This is a genomic window from Maribacter sp. R86514 (genome assembly GCF_044597005.1).
GTDB lineage: Bacteria > Bacteroidota > Bacteroidia > Flavobacteriales > Flavobacteriaceae > Maribacter.
This window is the reverse complement of the sequence record NZ_CP138999.1, coordinates 1,434,779-1,459,415: the sequence shown is the minus strand read 5'-3', so window position 1 is coordinate 1,459,415 and position 24,637 is coordinate 1,434,779. Positions and strand designations below refer to the sequence as shown.

Here is a 24,637-nt window from a genome sequence, read left to right as displayed (position 1 = left end):
TGTAGTTTGTATGAGTGTTAAGCAACCGCCAAAGGCGCAAAAAATTCCCAAAGAATTGGTTATTCATGATGATGTACGGGTAGACAATTATTATTGGTTGAATGATAAGGAAAACAAAGATGTTATTTCTTATCTAGAAGCTGAAAATGAGTATTATGATGCCTTGACCGAGCATACTAAAGTTTTTCAGGAAGATTTATTTCATGAAATGAAGGGTAGGATCAAAGAAGACGATTCTTCTGTTCCTTATAAATTGAACGATTACTGGTATAGCACTAGATATGTCATTGGAGGTGAATATCCTCTATACTCTAGATTTAAGAATAATTTAGATACTGAAGAGGAAATCATGTTCAATTGTAATGATATGGCTAAAGGCCATGATTATTTTAGTCTTGGTGGTATAGCTATTAGCCCGAACAATAAAATGGCCGCTTTTGGGGTAGATACGGTTTCTAGAAGACAATATACCTTACAGATCAAAAACCTTGAAACAGGAGTTGTTCTAGATGATAAAATTGAAAATACGACTGGTGGCGGAGTTTGGGCAAATGATAATGAGACATTGTTTTATACTCGTAAAGACCCGGTTACTCTGCGTTCAGATAAAATTTACAAGCATAAATTAGGTACTCCAACTTCTGAAGATGTATTGATTTTTCATGAGGAAGATGATACGTTTAGCACATTTATATATCGAACAAAATCTAAGAAATACTTGGTTATTGGTTCGTTCAGTACTTTAACCTCTGAATTTCAAATTCTATCTACGGATACGCCCAATGGGGAGTTTCAAATATTTTCGCCTAGAGAACGCGGATTGGAATACACCATTTTTCATTATGAAAATAGCTTTTATATTTTAACGAATAAGGACAAGGCGGAGAATTTTAAATTGATGCAAACCTCAGAGGACAAGACTTCTTCTGAGCATTGGCAAGAATTTATTCCACATAGAAAAGATGTGCTTCTAGAAGATATAGATATTTTTAAAGAGTATTATGTGCTTTCTGAACGTGAAAACGGACTTAATAAGATTAGAATTATTCGTTGGGATGGAACGTCAGAGTACTTTTTACCTTTTGAGAGTGAAACGTATACTGCTTATGTGGGTAATAATCCTGATTTTGATACCGAGGTTTTAAGATATTCTTATAATTCTATGTCTACACCTAGTTCTGTAATCGATTTTAATATGCGAACTAAGGCAAAGGAAATCAAAAAAGAACAAGAGGTACTTGGTGGATTGTTCGATAAAGAAAATTATAAAGAAGAACGTTTGTGGGCTACCGCGAGAGATGGTGAAAAAATACCTATGTCCATCGTTTATAGAAAAGATACTGTCTTAGATGAAAATACACCTATTTTACAATATGCGTATGGATCTTACGGTTCTACCATCGATCCTTATTTTTCTACCGTTAGGTTGAGTTTATTGGATCGCGGTTTTGTATTTGCCATTGCTCACATTAGAGGAGGTGAATATCTAGGACGTAGATGGTACGAAACCGGTAAACTTTTGAAAAAGAAAAATACGTTCACAGATTTTATCGATTGTTCTAAATTTTTGATTGAACAGAAAATGACTAGTTCCAAGCATTTGTATGCAATGGGCGGTTCTGCCGGTGGTCTGCTAATGGGTGCGATAATCAATTTACAACCTGATATTTACAACGGCGTTATTGCAGCGGTACCTTTTGTAGATGTTGTTACTACTATGCTAGATGATTCCATACCCTTGACAACAGGTGAGTATGATGAGTGGGGCAATCCTAATGAAAAAGAATATTACGATTATATGAAATCATATTCTCCCTATGACAATGTTGTTGCTCAAGAATATCCAAATATGCTGGTAACAACAGGGTTGCACGATTCTCAGGTACAATACTTTGAACCTGCAAAGTGGGTGGCTAAATTAAGGGAATTAAAAAAAGATGACCACCTTTTGATGTTAAATACCAACATGGAGGCAGGTCATGGCGGTGCTTCTGGTCGGTTTGAGTCATTAAGAGAGGTAGCTAAGGAATATGCATTTCTTCTAGATTTAGAAGGGAAAATCGCATAGTGGAAAAAAAACTGTAAATTTGCTACTGAAATTTTAAATAATTTCTTTAATAATAATTAAACATTGATATCCCCCTTATGAAAAATGAGATCAGGGCTTACAACAATATTTTAGAACTAGTTGGTAATACACCACTAGTTAAGTTGAACAAAATTGCAAAAAACCTTACAGGTAATTTTTACGCCAAGGTAGAAGCATTTAATCCAGGTCACTCTTCTAAAGACAGAATTGCGATTCATATTATTGAGCAGGCAGAGAAAGCAGGTATACTTACCGAAGGCAGCACAGTAATAGAAACAACTTCAGGAAATACAGGTTTTAGTATTGCAATGGCAAGTATCATTAAAGGGTACGATTGTATACTAGCGGTTAGTTCAAAATCATCTCCAGATAAAATAGATATGCTTCGCTCAATGGGTGCTAAGGTATATGTTTGTCCGGCTCACGTAAGTGCAGATGATCCTAGATCGTACTATGAAGTGGCTAAACGATTACATAAAGAAACTAAAGGTTCCATATACATCAATCAGTATTTCAATCAGCTGAATATGGAAGCGCATTACAAATCTACCGGTCCTGAAATTTGGGAACAAACTGGCGGACAAATTACACACCTAATTGCTTGTAGTGGTACTGGTGGTACCATTTCTGGTACAGCTCGTTTCTTAAAGGAGCAAAACCCTAATATTAAAGTTATTGGTGTTGATGCGTATGGTTCCGTATTGAAAAAATATCACGAAACCGGTAAGTTGGATGCTAACGAAATCTATCCATATAGAATAGAAGGTTTGGGTAAAAACTTAATTCCTGGAGCTACCGATTTCAGCGCTATAGACGAGTTTATTAAGGTAACCGATGCCGAAAGTGCACATACGGCTAGAGAGATTTCTAGAACAGAAGGTATCTTTGTTGGGTATACAAGTGGTGCGGTAATGCAGGCTATTAAGCAGTTAGATGAATTAAATACGTTTGACGAAAATAGTAATGTAGTTTGCATCTTTCCTGATCATGGCTCTCGTTACATGAGTAAAATATATAGCGACCAGTGGATGGAGGATCAAGGTTTCTTGAATACGGCAACTGTAGAAGAAACACAAGAAATACAATACGTAAAGTAATATTAACTAGATGTAGTTATTAAAAAGTGGGTTTATAGCCCACTTTTTTGCGTTGTAAATAATTTATGAATTTTTGTCAAAATTATTTACTTTTGCAGACAGATCCAAATTAAACAATGAAAGACTTATTTGATAGAATTTTAGCGAATAAAGGCCCTTTAGGTAAATGGGCTTCACAGGCAGAAGGGTACTTTGTGTTCCCTAAATTGGAAGGTCCTATTTCTAATAGAATGAAATTTCAAGGTAAAGATGTTATTACTTGGAGTATCAATGACTATTTAGGATTGGCAAATCTTCCAGAGATAAAGCAGATTGATGGTGAGGCTGCAGCTGAATATGGTTCTGCATACCCAATGGGAGCAAGAATGATGAGTGGTCATACGGAGTTTCATGAGCAATTAGAGCAAGAATGTGCTGCTTTTGTTCAAAAAGAAGCTTCTTACTTATTAAATTTTGGATACCAAGGTTTCATGTCTGTAATTGACGCCCTTGTTACCAAAGATGATATCATAGTTTATGATGTAGATTGTCACGCTTGTATTATTGATGGTGTACGTTTGCACATGGGTAAACGTTTTACCTTCGTGCATAATAACGCAGAGAGCTTAGAAAAGAATTTAGAGCGTGCCACTAAATTGGCCGAGCAAACTGGTGGAGGTATTTTGGTTATCTCTGAAGGTGTTTTTGGTATGCGTGGTGAGCAAGGTATCTTAAAGGAAATCGTTGCTTTAAAAGAAAAATTCAAATTTAGATTATTGGTCGACGATGCACATGGTTTTGGTACCTTAGGTGAAACCGGTGGCGGTGCAGGTCAAGAGCAAGGTGTACAAGATGGTATTGACGTTTATTTGGCAACTTTTGCTAAGTCTATGGCCAGTATTGGTGCATTTGTTGCCGCAGACCAAGAAATCATTGATTATTTAAAATATAACCTACGTTCGCAAATGTTCGCTAAATCATTACCAATGGTTTATGTGAAAGGAGCATTGAAACGTTTAGATATGCTGCGTACACAACCAGAGCTTAAAGCTAAACTTTGGGAGAACGTAAATGCATTACAAAACGGATTAAAAGAAAAAGGTTTTGATATTGGTACAACTTCTAGTTGTGTAACACCGGTATACCTTAATGGTAGTATTCCAGAAGCAATGGCGTTAGTGAAGGATTTACGTGAAAATCACGGTATTTTCTGTTCTATTGTTGTGTATCCGGTAATACCGAAAGGACTTATTCTTTTACGTTTAATACCTACTGCTACACATACGTTGCAAGATGTTGAAGAAACATTAGAAGCATTCTCAGCTATTAGAGAGCGTTTGCAGAATGGTACTTACAAAAGATTATCTGCTGCTGTTGCGGCTGCAATGGGGGAGTAATTTCTTATTGAATGATATTAAAAAAGCCCGAAATCAAGTGATTTCGGGCTTTTTATTTTTCTCTTTTTTTAAAGCGATTTTCTATACGTTCTTCTGCGTTTATAGACTTTAGGGTCAAAGTGTTTCCACATCTGTTTAATAGCTATATTTTCTTCCAATTCAGGTGTTCTGTAACACATATCAATACCTTTCTCGCTAAATGTTTTATGGTATTCGTTGAATATTACAGCCGTAACGCCTTTATTTTGATATTCTGGATCTATACCTATTAAATAGAAAATAACATCCTTACTGTTTTTCTTAGCTTTTAATAAATGGAACAAACCGAACGGAAATAACTTTCCTTTTGCCTTTTGTAAAGCTTCGGAAAAAGCAGGCATAACAATGGCAAAGGCTATTAGCTTGTCATCTTTATCCTTTACAAACTTTATATATTCTGGATTTATAAAGCTGATGTATTTTTTCTTGAAGTATGCTTTCTGTATTTCTGTAATTGGTACGAATGATGAAAGGTTGGCATATGTTGCGTTAAAGAGGTCGAACATTTCATCTGCCATAGGCATGACTTCTTTAGTTTTAGTGAAATTGACTTCTTTAAGTCCGTAGCGTTTTTTTACCAAATCATTTAGTCTGGTAAACAAAGCGGGATCTGCATTTTTTGCAGGGAACTTGTTTTCCATGTATTCCTTTTCCTTAACAAAGCCTAAATTTTCATAATGGTTTTTGTAGTAAGCGTGGTTATACCAAGTGATCATGGTGCCAATATGGTCAAAACCTTCTACTAGAACTCCAACTTTATCTAGATTTGAAAATCCTACCGGACCCTCCATATATTCTAAGTTGTGTTCTTTTCCTATTTCGGCAACCTTCTCTAAAAGTGTTTTTGAAACTGCTGGGTCATCAACGAAGTCGAACCAGCCAAATCGCATTTTCTTTACGTTTTGTTGATTTATTTCTAGGTGATTGATTACTGCAGCCACACGGCCTACAATCTTATCTCCATCTTTAGCCAGAAAGAACCAAGCTTCAGCATCCTTAAAAACGGGATTTTTATCTTTGTCAAAGCTTTCTAGCTCATCATTAATGATTGGTGGTACCCAATATTTATTGTCTTTATATAGCGAAAACGGAAAGGTTACAAAGCGTTTTAAGTCTTGCTTTGTTTTAGCTTCATGTAATGTGATCATTGAACTTCTTTAGAAGTGCCAATATTAGTGATATTAATCAACAAATTAAAGTGGTTGATAGTGAAAAATAGGGCAGGGTAGTGGCTAATTAAAAGTCTATCTCGCTACTCTCTTTCTTTTTCTTCTTTTCCTCTTTCTTTAATTTCTTAAGTTGTTTTTTAGAAGGACCAAGGTCAATGTCTTCTGCACCGCTTCCTTTTTTATTCTTTTCCTTCTTTTTCTTTTTCATGGCTTTCTTGTCAATGGCTCCGCCATTTTGGTCAGCTTCTTGGTCTTCAATTGGTTTAAGCTTGTCTTTATGGAAATCCATTCTATACGAACCACCTAGTCCAAAGAAAATACGAGTAGGGGTATTTTTTAAACTGGCTCCCATGTTAATATCCAATTGAAAATTTTCTTTAAGTAAATGTGCAATACCACCACGAATCAATAAATCTGAATAACGATCACTATCTATACCTTGGTGTTCAACAAAAACACTCCATTTTGGGTTTCTAAAAGCATGAGATAACGAAATAGTATAGCTTAACTCTGGGTCATCTGTTGTAATGCGATTGTAAGCTGTATTGGTAATTAAAACAAACCTTGGTGTCAAACGACTTTGGGTTGCAATCATACCACGGTAAGAAATAGTTGGTTCTCCAATGTAAAAAGGATTGTCTCCTAATATAAAGTTTGCGCCGCCATAAATAGAAACGGCAGGCAAAAGATTTTTAAATTGAAATTTGTTGTTCGCTCTCCAGCTATAAAGATTTGGCTTATTTGCCTCCGGATTTTTAAACGGATCGTAAACAAGAAACTTTAATCCTAATCTATTTCTGGTAAAATCTGTTCGCTTCCCTGAAACATCAAAATTTAAATATGTGGTATTTTGGTTTTGAAAAGTGCCCTCATAATTCAGTTCTAACTTCTCAAATAGTAATCCGTAGCGTAATGATACGTCGGTACCCCAAATATTAGATTCTGTATTTAAAAGTGTATGGTCTTTTTGCTCATAAAACAGTCCCATTTCCGCTTGCACCACATTTTTTCCAACGGCATAAGCACTTACAGATACTCCTGGTCTATTAGAATTTATAACATCTGTGTACTGTGAAATACCCGCCAGCGGTAGAAGAAATAATAGGGTTAATACGTATTGATATGATTTAGAGTAGACAAAAAGACTATTCATGAACACGATTTTATATTTATTTTAATAGTATGATTCTTTATATACAACGTGATAATTGTATTTTTGATATATCTTAAGTAAGAATAAATGGCTTTTTTAAAAACTATATTAATTATTCTTTTGGTGTATTACTTGCTGAAATTTTTGGCGAAGTTGTTTGCACCAAAAATATTGAACTACGCAGCCAAGAAAACAGAATCTCATTTTAGGGAAGCTTTTGATAATCAACGTCCTTTTCAACAAGAGGAAGATGAAAGTGTTATTATCAATAAAAAACCATCTCGAAAAAAGAACGATTCAGAAAAAGTAGGTGAATACATTGATTTTGAAGAGCTAGACTAGTTATCTTTGCCAAAACACTACTTATTTAGCAAATGAAGCAAGGCTTAAAATTCTTTTTCATCCATTTTTTTGTTGTCGTATTTTTTATCATTGCTGCACTGGCATATTTTAGCCCTGTGCTTCAAGGTAAAGTTATGTACCAGCATGATATTGCCCAGTATACGGGTATGGCGAAAGAGCAGAATGATTTTCGAAAATCTAACGACCAAGAACCGTATTGGACCAATAGTGCATTTGGTGGCATGCCGACATACCAACTTGGTGCAAACTATCCGCATAATTACATCAAAAAATTAGATCGATTAATTCGATTTTTACCTAGACCTGCAGATTACCTTTTTCTTTACTTCATAGGTTTTTATATTCTTCTTTGTTGCCTAAAAGTAGACTATAGACTGGCAGTTGTAGGTGCTTTGGCATTTGGTTTTTCCACTTACCTTATTATTATTTTAGGTGCCGGGCATAATGCAAAAGCACATGCTATGGCTTATTTGCCAGTATTGTTGGCTGGTATTGTTCTAGTTTTTAGAAAGAAATACCTCTGGGGATTTGTTTTAACAGCCTTGGCTATGGCTCTTGAAATTACAGCCAACCACTATCAAATGACCTATTACTTTATGCTACTAGTTCTCATTTTGGGTGTGGTGTATTTGGTGTATGCAATAAAGGATAAAAAATTAAAACACTATTTCGTTTCTGTTGGTATCCTATTGTTAGCGGTAACTTTGGGTATCGCTGCCAATGCAACAGGGCTAATGGCAACTAAAGAATATGCTGACTGGAGTACACGTGGTAAAAGCGAATTGACCATTAATCCAGATGGTTCACCAAAAGCAGACACAGGTGGGTTAAGTAAAGCCTATATTACCAATTGGAGTTATGGTATTGCGGAATCTTTAAACTTATTTGTTCCCCGTCTTTTTGGTGGTGCAAGTCAAGAGAACTTGGGTGAGAATTCTAAATCATATAATTATCTGATTGATAAGGGCTTGGCAAAATCAAGTGCTTTAGATTTTGTAAGTGGTTTACCTTTGTATTGGGGAGAACAGCCTGGAACCTCTGGTCCTGCATATTTGGGTGCGGTTATATTCTTCTTGTTTATTCTAGGATTATTTTTGGTTAAAGGCAAGCACAAATGGTGGTTGCTGTTCGGTTCAATAATGTCATTGATACTATCCTGGGGTAAAAACTTTAGTGCTTTAACCGATTTCATGATAGATTACTTTCCGCTATATGATAAGTTTAGGGCAGTGTCATCTATACAAATTGTATTAGAACTTTGTGTACCTGTTTTAGCCATTTTAGCTTTAAAAAAATTGTTTAAGGACAAAGTTCCACAAGCGGATAATTTAAAATCCCTAACTATTGCATCAGCTATTATTTTAGGTCTTGGGGTAGTGCTATTCATATTCAAAGGCGCTTTTCATTTTGTTGGTGCCAACGATGATAGCCTTAGAATGACAGGTTTAGAAGAGCTGCCAGAAATGCTTAGACTAGATCGTAAGAGTGTTTATACTAGTGATCTATTACGTTCTTTAGCTTTTGCTTTGGGTACGGCATTATTAATTTGGCTGTATTTAAAAGGGAAATTAAAAATGAATTTCTTGATTGTTGCAATAGGAATATTAGTTGTGATAGATTTAGTAGGGGTTGATTTACGCTATGTAAACAATGATAATTTCGTGTCTAAACGAAAAATGTTAGAACCTTTCCAAGAATCTACTGCTGATAAAATCATTGCTAAAGATGACGGAGTATTCCGTGTTTTTGATCAAACAGACGGATTTGATTCGGCTAAAACTGCCTACTTCCACCAAAGTATAACGGGTTATCATGCTGCTAAACCTGCCGGTATGCAAGACTTGTTTAATTTTCATGTGTACAATGGTAACTTATCTGTCTTGAATATGATGAACATTAAATATGTTATTAGACAAGATCAGGAGGGTAATGTTTTTCCTATTGAAAACCCCAATGCAAATGGAAATGCTTGGTTTATTTCTCAACTAGAACCTGTTGCCAATGCCGATGCTGAAATAATGGCTTTAGATAGTTTAGATACTAAGAATGTAGCTGTTTTCAATTCTTCTAAGTTTTCTGATATTTATCCATTGACATATCAAGTAGACTCTACGGCTTCAATTTCTTTAATTGATTATGAGCCCAATCATTTAACGTATACCTCCAAAAATAGTAATGAAGGTGTCGCTGTTTTTTCAGAAATGTATTATAAGAATGGATGGAATGCTTATATAGACGGAAAAGAAAGTGATTACTTTAAAGTTGATTATGTACTAAGAGCTTTGAAAATTCCTTCAGGAGAACATAAAATTGAATTTAAATTCGAACCAGAAGTAGTTGCTACGGGAAGTAAAATCACTTTAGCCAGCACTATTTTATTGGGTCTTGTAATTATTGGAGGATTCGGTTTTTCTTTTTGGAGGTCTAAGAAAGAAGAGGAAGCATAATGAGAAAGGTTCTGGTCATTACCTATTATTGGCCACCCGCTGGCGGACCTGGAGTTCAGCGTTGGTTAAAGTTTGTAAAGTACCTAAGAGACTTTGGTATTGAACCGGTTCTGTATATTCCTGAGAATCCACATTATCCGCTTTTAGATGAATCTTTTTCTCATGATATCCCAGATGATTTAAAAATTTATAAGCATTCTATAAGGGAACCCTACCGTATAGCCTCTGTATTTTCTAGTAAGAAAACAAAGCGTATAAGTTCTGGGATTATTCAAACTAAAAATCAATCTTTTTTAGAGAAAGTTCTATTGTGGGTTAGGGGTAATCTATTTTTACCTGATGCAAGAAAATTTTGGGTAAAACCCTCTGTTGGTTTTTTAAAAGATGTTTTGATAAAAGAAGGGATAGAAACTATTATAACAACCGGTCCTCCGCACAGTGTTCACCTTATTGGTTATTACTTACAGAAGTCTCAGCCTTTAAATTGGATTGCAGATTTCCGTGATCCGTGGACAACCATTGGTTATCACAAAAAACTGAAACTATCTTCATCAGCAGAAAAAAAGCACAAACAACTAGAGTCTGATGTTTTGAATGCTGCCGATAAAATTATAGTTACGAGCAATACAACAAAGCTAGAATTTCAACAAATTACTAATCAGCCAATAGAGGTCATAACTAACGGATATGATTGTGAAATAGCTTCTTCTTATAAATTGGATTCTAAGTTTACTATTGCACATATTGGTTCCTTATTAAGTGGAAGAAATCCAATGAACCTGTGGAGGGTCTTATCAATTTTGGTAAAGGAAAACGAGGATTTTAAGAAGGCACTACAATTGCGTTTTATTGGTGTAGTAAGCGAAGAAATACTTGCATCAATATCTGAAGCCGGTTTGCAAGAGTATATTGAGATTGTTGGCTATGTTACGCATCATGAGGCATTAGCATGTCAAAAATCATCTCAAGTATTGTTACTGGTAGAAATAGATTCGGTAGATACCATTGGTATCATACCCGGTAAGCTGTTTGAATATATGGCGGCAAAAAGACCTATATTGGGTATAGGTCCTAAAAATTGGGAAGTTGCTGGTATTGTTAAGGAAACGAAAACCGGACAGATGTTTGACTATTCTGATGATATTGAGTTGAAAAACGTACTTTTAAACTGGTTTCAGCAATTTCAAAAAGGAGAATTGCAAATAACCTCTGGTAGTATAAAGCAATACAGTAGAAGGGAACTCACCCGAAAATTGGTCGAATATATTTAATGGGTATCGTACTAAAACAGTCGTTGAATAATACAATTGTAACCTATTTTGGTTTTGCAATTGGGGCGGTCAATACCTTGTTTTTATACACCAATTTTATGCAGCCGGGTAATTATGGTTTAATACAGGTCATCTTATCTGTATCTGCTGTACTTATGCCTATTCTGGCATTTGGTGTACCCAATAGTTTGGTGAAATTTTACTCTAGTTTTAAGAATGATCAAACTCAGAATTCATTTCTTACTTTAATGCTTTTACTTCCCTTAATATTGATTGTGCCTGTTGCGTTATTAAGCTATTTAGCTAATGACACCATTGGAAAACTGCTTTCTAGACAGAATAATGTGGTTAAAGATTATGTCTGGCATATCTTTTTAGTGGGTATGGCCATGGCATATTTTGAAGTTTTTTATGCCTGGGCAAGAATTAGAATGAAATCTATGTTCGGCAATTTTATGAAAGAGATCTTTTGTAGAATAGGTCAGACTATCTTGCTTCTTCTTTTATATTTCAAAATCATAGATATTGAATTTTTTATTAATGCTTTAGTAGGTTTCTATCTTGTACGTGCTGTAATCATGAAATTCTATGCATACACGGTGCGTAAACCTAAATTGAATTTTATACTTCCTGAAAATTGGAAGACCATAGTTAAGTATAGCGCTCTTATTATTTTGGGTGGATCTACTGCTATTGTACTTATGGAGGTTGATAAGGTGATGCTGAATAACTTTCTTGAACTTGAAAATGTAGCTTTCTATGCTGTGGCTGGGTTTATTGCATCAACCATTGCGGTACCATCTAGGGCAATGCATCAAATAACATACCCGTTGACGGCAACTTACTTAAACAGTAACGATAAGCCTGCGCTTGCACAATTATATCAAAAAAGCTCATTGACCTTATTCATTGTTTCCGGTATTCTTTTCCTTCTCATCCTATTAAATTTAAATGAACTATACGAGCTGCTACCAGAAAAGTACTCCGGTGGGTTTATGATCGTTTTTTGGGTTGGATTGGTGAAGGTGTATGATGCTTTGCTGGGAAATAATAATTCGATTCTATTCAATTCTGATTATTATCGGTCTATTTTGTTTTTCGGGGTATTATTGGCTGTACTTGCTATATTATTTAATCTTTGGTTAATTCCCAAGTATGGAATAAATGGTGCTGCCATTGCTAGTTTCAGCGCCTTTTTTATATACAATACTTTAAAATTAGGGTATGTGAAATCCAAATTTAAAATATTGCCATTTACAAATGAGACTTTGAAGGTGTTTGCGTTATTGGTTGTTGTAGCGGCTATTTTTTCTGCTTTTAGCTTTGGTTTTCATCCGCTACTTAATATTATTCTCAAAAGTATTTTAATGATGGTATTTTACATAGGTGTACTTTATCGCTTTAAAATATCGGAAGATGTCTATGGTTTTCTAAGTAAATACTTGCGCCGCTAACTACATTTGCTGTGCACGTTGCCTATTCGGTTTTTGAATACCGTATTGCTGTTTATATATTTTCACGATTATTAAAAATAGGTTGATTATCAACGGACCAAAAATCAGTCCGACAAAACCGAAAAGGGGAATACCTATTAAAACGCCTATTAGGGTAATTAAAGGATGAGTGCTATCGAGCTTTTTAAGTACAAAAAGTCTAATGACATTGTCTGTCATTGCTACGACTGTAGCACCATAAATTAAAATGCCCCAAGCTTGAAAACTTTCTCCGCTTGCAAGACTTAGCACAAATACCGGTAGAATACCTACCAGCGTTCCGATAAACGGAATCATAGACCCAATAGTTACAATTACGAACCAGAAAAGCGGATTTTCAACCCCAAAAATATAAAAACCTATCAATGCTATAATTCCTTGGGCTACAGCAACTAGAGGTATGGCAATAGCATTAGACCGTACAACGTTGTCGATTTCCTTGCCTAATACAACTAAATTTTTATTACTTAACGGTATGTATTCAAGAAGCGATTCTTTTAATTGTTTTGGACTCTTAAGCATGTAGTAAAGTAGAAATAACAGAATACCTAATGAGATGAGAATATTGAAAGTACTATTGGCGAAACCCTGCATATTATCGGTTAACCAGTTAGATGCTTGCTGAGGGTCAATGGTCGACGAAATATCGTACCCTATATACTTTTCAATTTGAAATACTTGGTCTTTGAAAGCTTTTGTTACTTGTTCAGATTTATCTGCCAAATTACCTATTTCTGAACTAAGCATAAATCCTGCCCCTGTTATAGGAATAAAAATACCTATAAATGCCAGAAAAATGAGTAACATGGCGGCCCACGTTCTCTTTATTCCTTTGTTGATTAGTTTTAGCATCCACTTTCTTAATACTACATAAAGTGTTAGTGCACCTAGCACACCAGATATGTAAGGAAGCATATATTTGATAATCAACCCACCTAAAAAAATAATCAATGTTAGAATAATTAGTTGTCTAAGAACTTTATGATTGATTTTCTTCATGAGATACGTTTATTGGTTGATTAAATGTCAGTTGAAAATTAATCTTATATATTCAGGTTCATTAACTCACTTCAATTTTTTAGTAGTCCGAAAATGATTCATTTAAATATCAGGTAAAACCTATTTAACTTTGACGCATTATTATGTATCTAAAAGAAACACATATTGTACCTGAGAATGTAAATGCATTGCGATTACAAGAATATGGGGTTGGAGTTTTTCAGCGTATATCAACGAAATCTGCTTTAAAGAAAGCTATTAGAAAAGAATTGGTTTTGGTTGATGGTATTGTTGCGTCTACTGCGACCATGATAATTGGCGGAGAGAAAATAATTTATAAGTATCCATCAGAAAACAAAGTAAAGACAAGACTCGTGTTAAAACTTGATGTGGTTTATGAAGATGAGTATTTGGCAATTATCAATAAAACTGCAGGAATATTGGTAAGCGGCAACGGATTTAAGACCGTAGCCAATGCACTTCCTCAAAATTTACAAAAGAGTCCTGCCGATGACGCTGTTGCACCTCAACCGGTGCATCGTTTAGATTATGCCACAACAGGTTTACTTTTAGTAGGTAAGACAAGTAGTGTTATTACTAAACTGAATCAGTTATTTGAAAATAAGAATATTAAAAAGGAATATTTTGCGGTTACTATTGGCAAAATGAAAAACAGTGGTACTATTACCTTTGAAATAGATAATAAGCCTGCAAAGTCTTCTTTTGAGGTTATAGAAACCGTTGTTTCTAAACGCTTTTCGTTTTTAAATTTGGTTAGGTTGAGTCCGCATACGGGTAGAAGGCATCAATTGCGCAAACATCTATTTGCTATCGGAAGCCCGATTTTAGGTGATGCCGATTATTTTTTAGATGGACTGCAGTTGAAGGGTAAGGGGTTGTACCTGCATGCAAGGTCACTTCGTTTTAAGCATCCTATGACCGATGAAGAAATACATTTAAAAACTGATCTGCCTAAAAAATTCACAAAATTATTTACAACAAATATTAGGCTATAAGAGAAAAAGCGCCGCAGTGAATAAAATCACTACGGCGCTTAACAACTAACCAACCTAAAAACTTTTTTTAATATCTTCTGATACTTCTAGTCGCTGAACTTGTTCTTGAACTTGAGCTTCTAGCAGGAGCTTTACTCACAGATCTTGAACTAGAACTTCTGCTTACCGTACTTCTAGACGGACTACTGGTCGCTTTTCTAGATACAGTACTACGTTGTGTTCTGGTATTTGTTGCAGTTCTAGTGTTTGCACTTCTGCTAACCGGTTTTTTATACGTAGTACTTCTTTTTACGGTATTACTTCTTGGTGTACGGCTTACTTCTCTCTTGGTAACCGTTCTGTTTGGCGAAGTACGCACAGCAGATCTGTTACTTCTTTTAACCGTACCGTTATTGGTACTTCTTGTAACTGTTCTATTTTGTGTTGTTCTACCGCTATTCGCATTGCTACGTCTTACAGTAGTCGATCTATTTATATTTGAACTTTTGTTAGCTCTTTTGGTATTATTAGATGCCAACGTTCTGTTCGTTCTTAAACCATTATCTCTTTTAGCAACGGTTCTATTACTTCTATAGTTGTTGTTTCTTACCGCAACTCGCTTGTCATTTCTATAGACTTTGGCTCTATTGTTTCTAACCTTATTGTATCTATATTGTTTACCTACATGAACATAAGCTCTTCTAAAGTTGTTTCTGTAAGGGCTATAGTAAGAATATCTTACAGGGGTATAATATCTTCTGTAAGGGCTATTATACACAAAGCTAAATCCTACTGCAGGTCTTACGAACCATCTGTGAAATGGACGGTATACATAGTTTCTATTATATATGTTGATATAACCAGTATGGTAATCATAAAAACCACGGTTGTTATAGAATACGTTCATTTGACCAACACTACGTACACGGTTATTTCTATAATTGATATCTACATCACCAATCTGACTTACACGACCGTAATAGTCATAATAAATAGGTACATTTTCAACTTGTATTACCGCACCGTAATCATCATATTGAGCAAACGGACTATAATCATAACCAGAATTAAATGTTACTCCGTTTTTTCTTCCTATAACCTGGTTCTCTATATAGAAATCAAATTCACCATCTGGGTAAACAGAAAATGTAATTCCGTTTTCTATAAAAATAAATGAGTTGTCGTATCTATAAGAATTGCTGGTTGCAACCTTATCTTCGCTAATACCTGTAGCGAAAACACCTGTGGTGCTAAAAATCATCGCTGTAAAAAGTAGTACTAATTTCTTCATAATATAAGGTTTTAAATCTGCCCCTTAGGCAGTTGTTCTAAATGTAATTATTCACATTCTCTTAGTAGTAAGCAAACAGCGTGCCAAAAAAAGAAACCTTTAATTATCGTATTGATAATCAAAGGTTTAAATATTATTTATTAATCTTTTGAAGTATTAGAAACTAAGTTAATTTTTCTTTTAAGTAGCTCCCCGTATATGATTTTTTGCTTTTTATAACCTCTTCTGGAGTACCTTCTGCTAATAATTGCCCCCCATTTTCTCCACCACCTGGTCCAAGGTCAATAATGTAATCGGCACATTTTATTAAATCTATATTATGTTCGATTACTACAATTGAATGTCCTTTTTTAATAAGAGCATTGAAAGACTTCAATAATTTTTGAATATCATGAAAGTGCAATCCGGTTGTTGGTTCATCAAAAATGAACAGTGCCTTGTCTTTTGTGCTTCCTTTAATTAAGAAAGATGCCAATTTAATACGTTGCGCTTCACCGCCGGATAGGGTAGAGGAAGATTGTCCCAAAGTTACATAGCCTAAGCCAACATCTTGCAATGGTTTTAGCTTGGTGACAATTCTAGTTTGCTCCCCAGTTTCAAAAAACTGAATGGCATCATCAATGGTCATATTAAGAACATCATCTATGTTGGCATTGTTGAATGTTACTTCTAGAACTTCTTTTTTGAATCTTTTGCCACCACAAGTTTCACATTCCAAGTGAACATCTGCCATAAACTGCATTTCTACAGTTATCTCGCCTTCACCTTTACATTTTTCACAACGACCACCATCAACATTGAACGAAAAATGTTTTGCTTGGTAATTTCTTATTTTACTTAGTTTCTGATTGGCATATAAATGTCTAATATCATCATATGCCTTTATATAGGTAACCGGGTTGGAGCGTGAAGATCTACCAATAGGGTTTTGATCAACAAACTCCACATGTTTAATATGGTTGAATTTGCCCTCTACCGATGTGTGCTGACCAGCTTTCTCTCCATAGCCACCTGTCTCTTTTAATATAATAGGATACAGCAACTTTTTCACCAAAGTACTTTTACCACTGCCGGATACTCCCGTAACCACGGTCAACATATCTAATGGAAAAGTGACATTAATATTTTTAAGGTTATGTTCTCTTACACCTTTTATAGTAATATGATTTTTAGATGTTCTTCTTTCTTTTGGTACTTTGATCTCCATCTTACCATTTAAATACTGTGCGGTAAGCGATTTTGATTTAAGTATTTCTTTTAAGGTTCCTTGTGCAACAACCTCACCACCGTGAGTACCAGCTTCAGGACCTATATCTATAACCATATCTGCCGCTTTCATAATATCTTCATCATGCTCCACAACAATTACCGTATTGCCTAAGTTTCGTAATGATATTAATACGTCAATAAGATTTTCTGTATCTCTAGGGTGTAAGCCAATACTAGGTTCATCTAATATATACATAGAGCCCACCAAGCTACTACCCAATGATGTAGCTAAGTTTATACGCTGACTTTCCCCACCGGATAAGGTGTTCGATTTTCTATTTATGGTCAAGTAGTTCAATCCTACTTTATCTAAAAATCCTAATCTTGTGTTTATTTCTACTAAAAGTCGCTTCGCAATGGTAGCTTCACTTTCATTTAGTTGTAGCTCATTAAAGAAGACAATTAACTTTTCAATTGATAAACCTACTAATGAAGAAATTGAAGCGCCGCCAACTTTTACATAATCGGTTTCTTTTCTTAATCGTTTTCCGTTACAGACATTACATTTGGTTTTTCCTCTATATCTAGAAAGCATCACCCTATTCTGTATTTTATAGCTTTTCTCTTCTAACATTCCGAAGAACTTATGCAGACCTATAAAATGGGCATTGCCATCCCATACTAATTGTCTTTGATCTTCAGTAAGTTCAAACCAAGGTTTGTGAATAGGGAAGTCATATTTATAAGCAGAATTTACCAATTGATCTCGATAAAAACCCATGCTTTCCCCTCGCCATGGAAAAATTGCATTTTCATAAACAGATAAAGCCGTATTTGGAACTACTAAATCTTCATCTATACCAATGACATCTCCATATCCTTCACATTTAGGACAAGCACCATACGGATTATTGAAACTGAAAAGATGAACGTTAGGTTCTAAAAACGTCATACCGTCCAATTCAAACTTATTGCTGAAAGGTGTTTGTTTTCCATCTGCCAATTCTTCGATCATACATTCGCCCTTACCTTCAAAAAAGGCTGTATCTATGGCATTTGCCAATCTGTTATGAAAGTCTTCATCATCTTTGGTGATGATTCTATCGATTACCAAATCGAACTTTTTACCAATATCTTCAGGAGCTTGGTCTATACGTAGTACCTTATCATTATACTTTATACGCGCATAACCTTGTTTAGAAAATAACTCTAAGGATTTTAATGCATCTCTATCTTCACGAATAGTTACAGGCGCCAAAAGCAAAAGTTTTGTCCCCTCTTCATACTTCTTTACATGGTTTACTACATCTGTAACAGTATGTTTTTTTACCTCATTACCAGAAATAGGAGAAAAGGTCTTGCCAATACGTGCATACAATAGTTTTATATAATCATATATTTCAGTAGTGGTACCTACTGTAGATCTTGGGTTGGTAGAGTTTACCTTTTGCTCAATTGCAATTGCTGGGGCTATACCTTTTATATAATCTACTTTTGGCTTGTCTAGCTTACCTAAGAACTGCCTAGCATAAGAAGAAAGACTTTCTACATAACGTCTTTGACCTTCGGCATATAGGGTGTCAAAAGCTAAACTTGATTTACCAGAACCAGATAAGCCTGTTATTACAACAAGTTTGTTTCTAGGTATAACAACATCAATATCTTTAAGGTTGTGCAGTTTTGCTCCCTTGATAATAATGTTTTCTTTCGGATTTACTTCGGCGAGTGTAGGCATACAAATTTCTAAGATTACAAAGATACGCTTTGACTTTTTTCTGAACTAAAAAATGCCGGTTATCTAAAAATAGAAGAAGATTTTTTCACATTTTTATAAGACTATTTATTTTTTTATATCTTTGAGATTCATAAAAATTCAATTAGCCTATAACGCAACATTACTTTTAAAAGTTAGAATTTAACCATTAGACCCTTGTTCATTATGAATTTGGGGCTGCTTTTTAACCCTACAAGTAACGTTATGGTAGTACAAGTTGAAGATTCCCAATTAGTAAAACAGTACATTCAAGGAGACGAAAGAGCTATAGAAGCTTTAATTAATCGTCATAACTCTCGCCTTACCGGTTTTATCTATTCTAAAGTAGGTGACCGCGAACTGACCGAAGATATTTTTCAAGACACATTCATGAAAGTTATACGTACCCTTAAAAGAGGTGCATATAATGAAGAAGGTAAATTTTTACCTTGGGTAATGCGAATTGCACATAACCTTGTTATCGATCATTTTAGAAAGCACAATAGAATGCCAATGTATAATAGTAAAGAAAGCTATAATATATTTTCATTACTTGGTGACGATAAATTGAATGCCGAAAAACAATTGATCAAAGAACAGATCGATTCTGATTTACTTAGAATGATTAAAGAATTACCTGAGGATCAGCAAGAAGTTTTAGAGATGCGTATATATAAGGATATGAGCTTCAAAGAAATTTCTGATAATACAGGTGTTAGTATTAACACCGCATTGGGTAGAATGCGATACGCTTTAATTAACCTTAGAAAGTTAGTAGAGGCCAATAATATAGTTTTAACGAATTAATAGGTCTTAGGTCGAGTGGATCTACTATCTTCATCAATGTGTCGTTCTTTAGATGAACCTAAATACACGTAGCATGGAAAAAATATACACGAAAGACCAGAATAAGACCAAAGTAATTACAGCTAAGCCAGAAACAATTGAGTTTTTACTCGCTTATTCTAAATCTTTAAAAATAACAGAAGTAGACGGATTGCAGTTTGAGAGTAACTTGAACTAATAAATTCTTACAAATATATATAGACCCTTAGGTATACCCTAAGGGTCTTTTTTTATGTCTAAAATTGGTTTATCACTGTATTTTGCTGCTGTAAAGCACTTTTTTTCTTGTAGGGAAACAAGCTTTTCTGTCTTACCTTATATATAGGTATAGTAATGCAGGGCTAATAATAAAGGGCTTTTAGCTCATTTTTGTCTTTCCTACATTTCTCGGCCGAACTATCTGAAATTAAATTTATTGTATAGAAATATACTTTTTCGATATTTCACATCATAAATACGTGTTTTGACAACATACTTTTTCCTACAGCCCCCCTTTTCTCTAGTTTTATATCAGAAATAAAAAACAAACCAATTAACTAAAAGGATTAACCCAATCTTAACCAATTAAAGAAAGTAACTCGTATGAAACTACAAATTGAAGACTCAGAATTAGTTAAAGATTACATCAACGGTAACGAAGGTGCTCTTGAAGTTTTAATTAACAGACACAACCAACGTATTACTAGTTTTATCTATTCTAAGGTTTTAGATAGGGATATCACAGAAGACATTTTTCAAGATACCTTTATTAAGGTTATTAAAACTTTAAAAAGAGGTAAGTATAGTGAAGAAGGTAAATTTTTACCTTGGGTAATGAGAATTTCTCATAACCTTATTATCGATCACTTTAGAAGAAACAAAAGAATGCCAATGTTTGAAGGTAGCGATGACTTTAATATCTTCTCTGTAATAGGTGATGATAAGTTGAATGCCGAAAAACAATTAATAAAAAATCAAATCGATACTGATTTAAGACAATTGGTTGAAGAGTTGCCAGATGATCAAAAAGAAGTTCTTTTAATGCGTATCTATAAAGATATGAGTTTCAAAGAAATCTCTGAAAACACTGGTGTTAGCATTAATACTGCTCTTGGTAGAATGCGTTATGCTTTAATTAATCTTAGAAAAATCATTGAAAAAAACAACATCGTTCTAACCAATTAATTCGGAGTAGAAAATACAATAAACAATATTTCCAAATTTGCTGCGTTATTTTATTGTAACAACGTAGGAAGTATGGAAAAAATTTACTCAGATTACCAAGAACAGACCGGATTTAACAAAGTTTGTCCGAAGACAATCAACTTCTTATTGAGCTATTCACAAGCCCTCTATGAATTTGAACACGAAGATTTAGAATTCGAAGTATTTTTGAATTAATAAAAAAAACCGCTTTTAGCGGTTTTTTTTCTTTTTATAGTAGTCGTTAAGTACCGTTTTTCTCCCAATTGTTTTCGTAATTATATCTTTTTCCAAATCCCAGCCTCTTGCAGGTGAATATTCTCTTCCATACCAGATAATTTGCAAATGAAGATCGTTCCAAATTTCTTTAGGAAACAAACGTTTTGCATCTTTTTCTGTTTGCACCACATTTTTTCCGTTCGTAAATCCCCATCTGTATAATAATCTATGAATATGGGTATCTACGGGAAAAGCCGGTATACCAAAAGCTTGTGAAATAACAACACTTGCGGTTTTATGACCTACAGCTGGTAATTCTTCTAAGTATGCTAACTCTTGTGGTACTTCACCATTATGTTTATCAATTAAAATTTGTGATAAACCATGAATTCCTTTGGCTTTCATTGGTGAAAGGCCTACTGGTTTTATGATTTCCCTGATTTCATCAATACTTAATTTAATCATGTCATAAGGGTTGTCTGCCTTTGCAAATAGGAGGGGGGTAATTTTATTTACCCTAACGTCTGTACTCTGAGCAGACATTAAAACGGCAATTAATAAAGTATACGGATCTTTATGATCCAATGGCACAGGAATTTCTGGATACAACTCTTTAAGAGTAGAAATTGTAAAAGCTATTTTTTCGGCTTTTGTCATTAATTGTTTAATTTTGTTTGTAAATATTTAAACACAAATTTAAAAAATATCATAGATGAATACATTAAAAGTTGGTGATAAAGTACCATCATTTTCTGCAAAGGATCAAGATGGCAATACTGTGAATTTATCGGATTACAAGGGAAAAAAACTAATCGTATTTTTCTATCCAAAAGCTAGCACACCAGGTTGTACGGCAGAAGCTTGCAATTTAAGGGATAATTATGCTGAATTACAATCACAAGGCTATGAACTTTTAGGGGTAAGTGCCGATTCTGAAAAAAGACAAACGAATTTCAGGAACAAATATGAGTTTCCTTTTCCTTTATTGGCAGATGAAGATCACACTGTCATCAATGCATTTGGTGTCTGGGGCTTAAAGAAATTTATGGGTCGTGAGTATGATGGTATTCATAGAAAAACCTTCGTGGTAGATGGTGAAGGTATAGTTACAAAAGTAATTGATAAAGTAAAAACTAAAGATCATGCAGCGCAGCTATTATATTGATATTTAGTTAATTAAATAAAAAAAACGCCCATTTTAAATGGGCGTTTTTTGTTTCTTATATATTATAAATCAAATGTTTATTTTGCTTCTTGACCCTCTGTTTTTCTAGTGAATAATTGTTTTTGCTTAATGATTTCAGCAATACCTTCTGGTAACATTTGTTCCCAACCTTCGTCGTTGTTCATTAATTTTTTTAGAACATCCCTAGAGAATATGTGCATTACCTCTGGTTCGTAATCTATAATGTCCATTACTTTGCCGTTGTACTTAAAGAATTTATACAACTCTTTCATACGTGGGTGAACTTTAACATTATTACTGGTCATGATCTGACCGGTATCGGCATTTTTCATTGGGTATAGATACACCTGTAAATCTTTAAAGAATAATTTACCGAATGCCTCTAATATACCACCACTTAAATGACGGTAGTATTTTTCATCGAATATGTCTACTAGGTTATTTACACCCATGGTTAAACCAATTCTATTTTTGGTATAGTTATTAAAGTACTCTACCAATTTGTAATATTCTTGGAATTTAGAAATCATTACAGAGTGGCCTAAAGAACAAAGTAATTCAGCCCTGTCCATGAAATCTTGCTCATCGATTTCACCGGATGCTTTAAGGTTAGATAGTGTTATTTCAAAAATAACGATGGTATTGTTTTGATCAACACCTTTATCACGAATGAAAATGTCATAAGACTTTTCGAACATATCTAAATTCACTTTGGTAACGGGTCTAAAACTACCACGTAATGCCAATATGTTCTTTTTGTAAAGTACAGCTGCAGGTAATAGGTTATTTCCGTCAGGACCGAACATTACAGCATCTGTCATGTCATTCTTAATAAGTTGTAAGCTCATTAAACGGTTGTCGACCTCTTTAAAGTTTGGTCCAGAGAAGTTGATCATATCAATCTCTAACGTATCCTTATCTATATGATCATATAGATATTTCAACATTTTCTTAGGCTTATGATACTTGTAAAAAGCACCATAAATTAAGTTTACCCCAAGAATACCCAATGTTTCTTGTTGTAATCTTGCCTCGTTCTGCTTAAAACGAATATGAAGAATAATTTCATCATATTCTTTTTGATTAGGGTCTAGTTGGTAGCGAATACCTACCCAGCCGTGACCTTTGTATCTTTTAGAAAAATCTATGGTCGCTACTGTATTGGCATATGAAAAGAACAAACGCTCCGGATGGTTTTCGCGACTAATACGCTCTTCCATCAATTGCATTTCATAATGCAACATGGTCTTTAATCTTGCTTGGGTTACATAGCGTCCGTCAGATTCAACACCATAAATGGCATCACTAAAATCTTTATCATAAGCGCTCATTGCTTTTGCAATGGTACCAGAAGCGCCACCTGATCTAAAGAAGTGACGTGCGGTTTCTTGTCCGGCGCCAATTTCGGCGAAAGTTCCGTATATATCCGGATTTAGATTTATACGTAGGGTTTTTGCTTTAATAGAGGGAATATTCTCAAAAACACTATCTTTTTTTAATACCGATGCCATTTTTTACCTGTTTAACTTTTAACAAAGTTATAAAGAATGGTTGTTACATTGGGCAATAGGAGTAAAAAATTGGACTAACTTTCGGTTATTGTTTTTAATCCCTATGAAATACGGTGATCTTATAATTTTCATTAACCAATTTTATTAAAAAGGAATTAAATTTGTAATACATGACTAACAATTTACGTGTTACTTTTTTAGGTACGGGAACTTCTCAAGGAATTCCCATTATTGGCAGTACGCATCCGGTGTGTTTGAGTGATAACCAAAAGGATAAAAGGCTACGGGTGTCTGTTTTGCTTTCTTGGAATGATTACAATTATGTCATTGATTGTGGTCCTGATTTTCGTCAGCAGATGTTAACTCAAAATGTTCGTCACTTAGATGGTATTTTATATACTCATGAGCATTCTGATCACACTGCCGGCTTAGATGATATACGTCCCTTTTTTTTTAGGCAAGGTAATATACCCATTTATGCACATAGCAGGGTGGTGAAATCATTGAAAAAAAGATTTGACTATATATTTCAAGAAAAAAACAAATATCCTGGTGCACCAGCGGTAGATATAAATTTAGTCAATAATAATGAGCCTTTTCAAATTGGTGATAGCATGGTAAATCCTATAATTGTATTGCATAATAAATTGCAGGTGTTTGGCTATAGAATAGGAGATTTTACATATTTAACTGATGTGAAGACGGTGATGCCAGAAGAAATAGAGAAAATTAAAGGTTCTAAAGTTATTGTAGTCAGTGCATTGCGAATAGAGCCTCATATTTCTCATTTTAATTTAGAAGAAGCGCTCGATTTTATAAAAAAGGTAAATCCTGAAAAAGCATATCTAACGCATATTAGTCACCTACTTGGTTTTCATGACGAGGTAGAAAAAATATTGCCGAATAATGTACATTTGGCCTACGATAATTTAACAATCACTATTTAATT

At 34.4% G+C, this 24,637-nt stretch carries 21 protein-coding genes; 14 read left to right on the top strand and 7 right to left on the bottom strand.

Features of this window, described 5'->3' with window-relative positions:
* Positions 1–10: 10 nt before the first annotated feature.
* The 3 genes from SJY30_RS06600 (at position 11) to SJY30_RS06590 (ending at position 4,562) form a co-directional block, all read left to right on the top strand.
* Complete coding sequence (locus SJY30_RS06600; RefSeq protein WP_396634784.1) at positions 11–2,068, top strand: S9 family peptidase; 2,058 nt, start codon at positions 11–13, stop codon at positions 2,066–2,068.
* A 77-nt stretch (positions 2,069–2,145) separates the two neighbouring features.
* Positions 2,146–3,186: a PLP-dependent cysteine synthase family protein gene (locus SJY30_RS06595; protein ID WP_396634783.1), complete on the top strand. Its 1,041-nt coding sequence runs from the start codon at positions 2,146–2,148 to the stop codon at positions 3,184–3,186.
* A gap of 116 nt (positions 3,187–3,302) precedes the next feature.
* Entirely contained in the window at positions 3,303–4,562 is a 1,260-nt protein-coding gene (locus SJY30_RS06590) for an aminotransferase class I/II-fold pyridoxal phosphate-dependent enzyme (protein ID WP_396634782.1), read from the top strand.
* A 68-nt stretch (positions 4,563–4,630) separates the two neighbouring features.
* Here SJY30_RS06590 and SJY30_RS06585 read toward each other — a convergent pair whose 3' ends face one another.
* Complete coding sequence (locus SJY30_RS06585; protein ID WP_396634781.1) at positions 4,631–5,749, bottom strand: GTP cyclohydrolase; 1,119 nt, start codon at positions 5,747–5,749, stop codon at positions 4,631–4,633.
* 88 nt (positions 5,750–5,837) lie between these two features.
* Positions 5,838–6,923: a transporter gene (locus SJY30_RS06580; RefSeq protein ID WP_396634780.1), complete on the bottom strand. Its 1,086-nt coding sequence runs from the start codon at positions 6,921–6,923 to the stop codon at positions 5,838–5,840.
* Positions 6,924–7,010: 87 nt separating this feature from the next.
* Here SJY30_RS06580 and SJY30_RS06575 point away from each other — a divergent pair, with 87 nt between their 5' ends.
* Genes SJY30_RS06575 through SJY30_RS06560 form a run of 4 tightly spaced genes read left to right on the top strand, consistent with a single transcriptional unit; the run spans position 7,011 to position 12,458 of the window.
* Entirely contained in the window at positions 7,011–7,265 is a 255-nt protein-coding gene (locus tag SJY30_RS06575) for a DUF4834 domain-containing protein (protein WP_396634779.1), read from the top strand.
* Between the two features lie 32 nt (positions 7,266–7,297).
* Positions 7,298–9,733, top strand: a complete 2,436-nt coding sequence (locus SJY30_RS06570; RefSeq protein WP_396634778.1) for a YfhO family protein — start codon at positions 7,298–7,300, stop codon at positions 9,731–9,733.
* A complete protein-coding gene (locus tag SJY30_RS06565) occupies positions 9,733–11,004 on the top strand; it encodes a glycosyltransferase family 4 protein (protein WP_396634777.1) in 1,272 nt (423 codons plus the stop codon). The genes SJY30_RS06570 and SJY30_RS06565 overlap by 1 nt, the downstream gene beginning before the upstream one ends.
* Positions 11,004–12,458 carry a polysaccharide biosynthesis C-terminal domain-containing protein gene (locus SJY30_RS06560; protein WP_396634776.1) on the top strand — a complete coding sequence of 485 codons (1,455 nt, stop codon included), beginning with the start codon at positions 11,004–11,006 and terminating at the stop codon, positions 12,456–12,458. Before SJY30_RS06565 ends, SJY30_RS06560 begins: the two co-directional genes overlap by 1 nt.
* Here SJY30_RS06560 and SJY30_RS06555 read toward each other — a convergent pair whose 3' ends face one another.
* Positions 12,459–13,496, bottom strand: a complete 1,038-nt coding sequence (locus tag SJY30_RS06555) for an AI-2E family transporter (RefSeq protein ID WP_396634775.1) — start codon at positions 13,494–13,496, stop codon at positions 12,459–12,461. It abuts the gene before it with no gap.
* Between the two features lie 143 nt (positions 13,497–13,639).
* Here SJY30_RS06555 and SJY30_RS06550 point away from each other — a divergent pair, with 143 nt between their 5' ends.
* Positions 13,640–14,512: an RluA family pseudouridine synthase gene (locus tag SJY30_RS06550; RefSeq protein WP_396634774.1), complete on the top strand. Its 873-nt coding sequence runs from the start codon at positions 13,640–13,642 to the stop codon at positions 14,510–14,512.
* Between the two features lie 67 nt (positions 14,513–14,579).
* On the opposite strand, the gene SJY30_RS06545 is transcribed toward SJY30_RS06550, so the two are convergent.
* Both SJY30_RS06545 and uvrA read right to left on the bottom strand, forming a co-directional pair.
* Positions 14,580–15,782, bottom strand: a complete 1,203-nt coding sequence (locus SJY30_RS06545) for a hypothetical protein (protein ID WP_396634773.1) — start codon at positions 15,780–15,782, stop codon at positions 14,580–14,582.
* Between the two features lie 163 nt (positions 15,783–15,945).
* Positions 15,946–18,726 carry an excinuclease ABC subunit UvrA gene (gene uvrA / locus SJY30_RS06540; RefSeq protein WP_396634772.1) on the bottom strand — a complete coding sequence of 927 codons (2,781 nt, stop codon included), beginning with the start codon at positions 18,724–18,726 and terminating at the stop codon, positions 15,946–15,948.
* A gap of 243 nt (positions 18,727–18,969) precedes the next feature.
* Here uvrA and SJY30_RS06535 point away from each other — a divergent pair, with 243 nt between their 5' ends.
* From SJY30_RS06535 to SJY30_RS06520, 4 genes are all read left to right on the top strand, one after another.
* A complete protein-coding gene (locus SJY30_RS06535) occupies positions 18,970–19,551 on the top strand; it encodes an RNA polymerase sigma factor (RefSeq protein WP_036153731.1) in 582 nt (193 codons plus the stop codon).
* 73 nt (positions 19,552–19,624) lie between these two features.
* On the top strand, positions 19,625–19,768 hold the full coding sequence (locus SJY30_RS06530; protein WP_396634771.1) for a hypothetical protein: 144 nt from the start codon (positions 19,625–19,627) through the stop codon (positions 19,766–19,768).
* 404 nt (positions 19,769–20,172) lie between these two features.
* Positions 20,173–20,754, top strand: coding sequence for an RNA polymerase sigma factor (locus SJY30_RS06525; RefSeq protein ID WP_396634770.1), 582 nt, complete (start codon positions 20,173–20,175; stop codon positions 20,752–20,754).
* A 72-nt stretch (positions 20,755–20,826) separates the two neighbouring features.
* Positions 20,827–20,970, top strand: coding sequence for a hypothetical protein (locus tag SJY30_RS06520; RefSeq protein WP_396634769.1), 144 nt, complete (start codon positions 20,827–20,829; stop codon positions 20,968–20,970).
* Positions 20,971–20,985: 15 nt separating this feature from the next.
* Here SJY30_RS06520 and nth read toward each other — a convergent pair whose 3' ends face one another.
* The gene (nth, locus tag SJY30_RS06515; protein ID WP_396634768.1) at positions 20,986–21,648 is read right to left on the bottom strand and encodes an endonuclease III domain-containing protein; all 663 of its coding nucleotides are present in this window, start codon (positions 21,646–21,648) and stop codon (positions 20,986–20,988) included.
* A 55-nt stretch (positions 21,649–21,703) separates the two neighbouring features.
* Between nth and bcp the strand changes: the two genes are divergently transcribed.
* On the top strand, positions 21,704–22,156 hold the full coding sequence (gene bcp, locus SJY30_RS06510) for a thioredoxin-dependent thiol peroxidase (RefSeq protein WP_396634767.1): 453 nt from the start codon (positions 21,704–21,706) through the stop codon (positions 22,154–22,156).
* Positions 22,157–22,233: 77 nt separating this feature from the next.
* On the opposite strand, the gene SJY30_RS06505 is transcribed toward bcp, so the two are convergent.
* Entirely contained in the window at positions 22,234–23,688 is a 1,455-nt protein-coding gene (locus SJY30_RS06505; RefSeq protein WP_396634766.1) for a TonB-dependent receptor, read from the bottom strand.
* Positions 23,689–23,858: 170 nt separating this feature from the next.
* Between SJY30_RS06505 and SJY30_RS06500 the strand changes: the two genes are divergently transcribed.
* Positions 23,859–24,635: an MBL fold metallo-hydrolase gene (locus SJY30_RS06500; RefSeq protein WP_396634765.1), complete on the top strand. Its 777-nt coding sequence runs from the start codon at positions 23,859–23,861 to the stop codon at positions 24,633–24,635.
* The last annotated feature ends 2 nt before the right edge of the window (positions 24,636–24,637 follow it).

Coding starts and splice junctions, on each gene's coding strand:
- SJY30_RS06600 (WP_396634784.1), top strand. CDS start 11: ATGAGTGTTAAGCAACCGCCAAAGGCGCAAAAAATTCCCAAAGAATTG.
- SJY30_RS06595 (WP_396634783.1), top strand. CDS start 2,146: ATGAAAAATGAGATCAGGGCTTACAACAATATTTTAGAACTAGTTGGT.
- SJY30_RS06590 (WP_396634782.1), top strand. CDS start 3,303: ATGAAAGACTTATTTGATAGAATTTTAGCGAATAAAGGCCCTTTAGGT.
- SJY30_RS06585 (WP_396634781.1), bottom strand. CDS start 5,749: ATGATCACATTACATGAAGCTAAAACAAAGCAAGACTTAAAACGCTTT.
- SJY30_RS06580 (WP_396634780.1), bottom strand. CDS start 6,923: ATGAATAGTCTTTTTGTCTACTCTAAATCATATCAATACGTATTAACC.
- SJY30_RS06575 (WP_396634779.1), top strand. CDS start 7,011: ATGGCTTTTTTAAAAACTATATTAATTATTCTTTTGGTGTATTACTTG.
- SJY30_RS06570 (WP_396634778.1), top strand. CDS start 7,298: ATGAAGCAAGGCTTAAAATTCTTTTTCATCCATTTTTTTGTTGTCGTA.
- SJY30_RS06565 (WP_396634777.1), top strand. CDS start 9,733: ATGAGAAAGGTTCTGGTCATTACCTATTATTGGCCACCCGCTGGCGGA.
- SJY30_RS06560 (WP_396634776.1), top strand. CDS start 11,004: ATGGGTATCGTACTAAAACAGTCGTTGAATAATACAATTGTAACCTAT.
- SJY30_RS06555 (WP_396634775.1), bottom strand. CDS start 13,496: ATGAAGAAAATCAATCATAAAGTTCTTAGACAACTAATTATTCTAACA.
- SJY30_RS06550 (WP_396634774.1), top strand. CDS start 13,640: ATGTATCTAAAAGAAACACATATTGTACCTGAGAATGTAAATGCATTG.
- SJY30_RS06545 (WP_396634773.1), bottom strand. CDS start 15,782: ATGAAGAAATTAGTACTACTTTTTACAGCGATGATTTTTAGCACCACA.
- uvrA (WP_396634772.1), bottom strand. CDS start 18,726: ATGCCTACACTCGCCGAAGTAAATCCGAAAGAAAACATTATTATCAAG.
- SJY30_RS06535 (WP_036153731.1), top strand. CDS start 18,970: ATGGTAGTACAAGTTGAAGATTCCCAATTAGTAAAACAGTACATTCAA.
- SJY30_RS06530 (WP_396634771.1), top strand. CDS start 19,625: ATGGAAAAAATATACACGAAAGACCAGAATAAGACCAAAGTAATTACA.
- SJY30_RS06525 (WP_396634770.1), top strand. CDS start 20,173: ATGAAACTACAAATTGAAGACTCAGAATTAGTTAAAGATTACATCAAC.
- SJY30_RS06520 (WP_396634769.1), top strand. CDS start 20,827: ATGGAAAAAATTTACTCAGATTACCAAGAACAGACCGGATTTAACAAA.
- nth (WP_396634768.1), bottom strand. CDS start 21,648: ATGACAAAAGCCGAAAAAATAGCTTTTACAATTTCTACTCTTAAAGAG.
- bcp (WP_396634767.1), top strand. CDS start 21,704: ATGAATACATTAAAAGTTGGTGATAAAGTACCATCATTTTCTGCAAAG.
- SJY30_RS06505 (WP_396634766.1), bottom strand. CDS start 23,688: ATGGCATCGGTATTAAAAAAAGATAGTGTTTTTGAGAATATTCCCTCT.
- SJY30_RS06500 (WP_396634765.1), top strand. CDS start 23,859: ATGACTAACAATTTACGTGTTACTTTTTTAGGTACGGGAACTTCTCAA.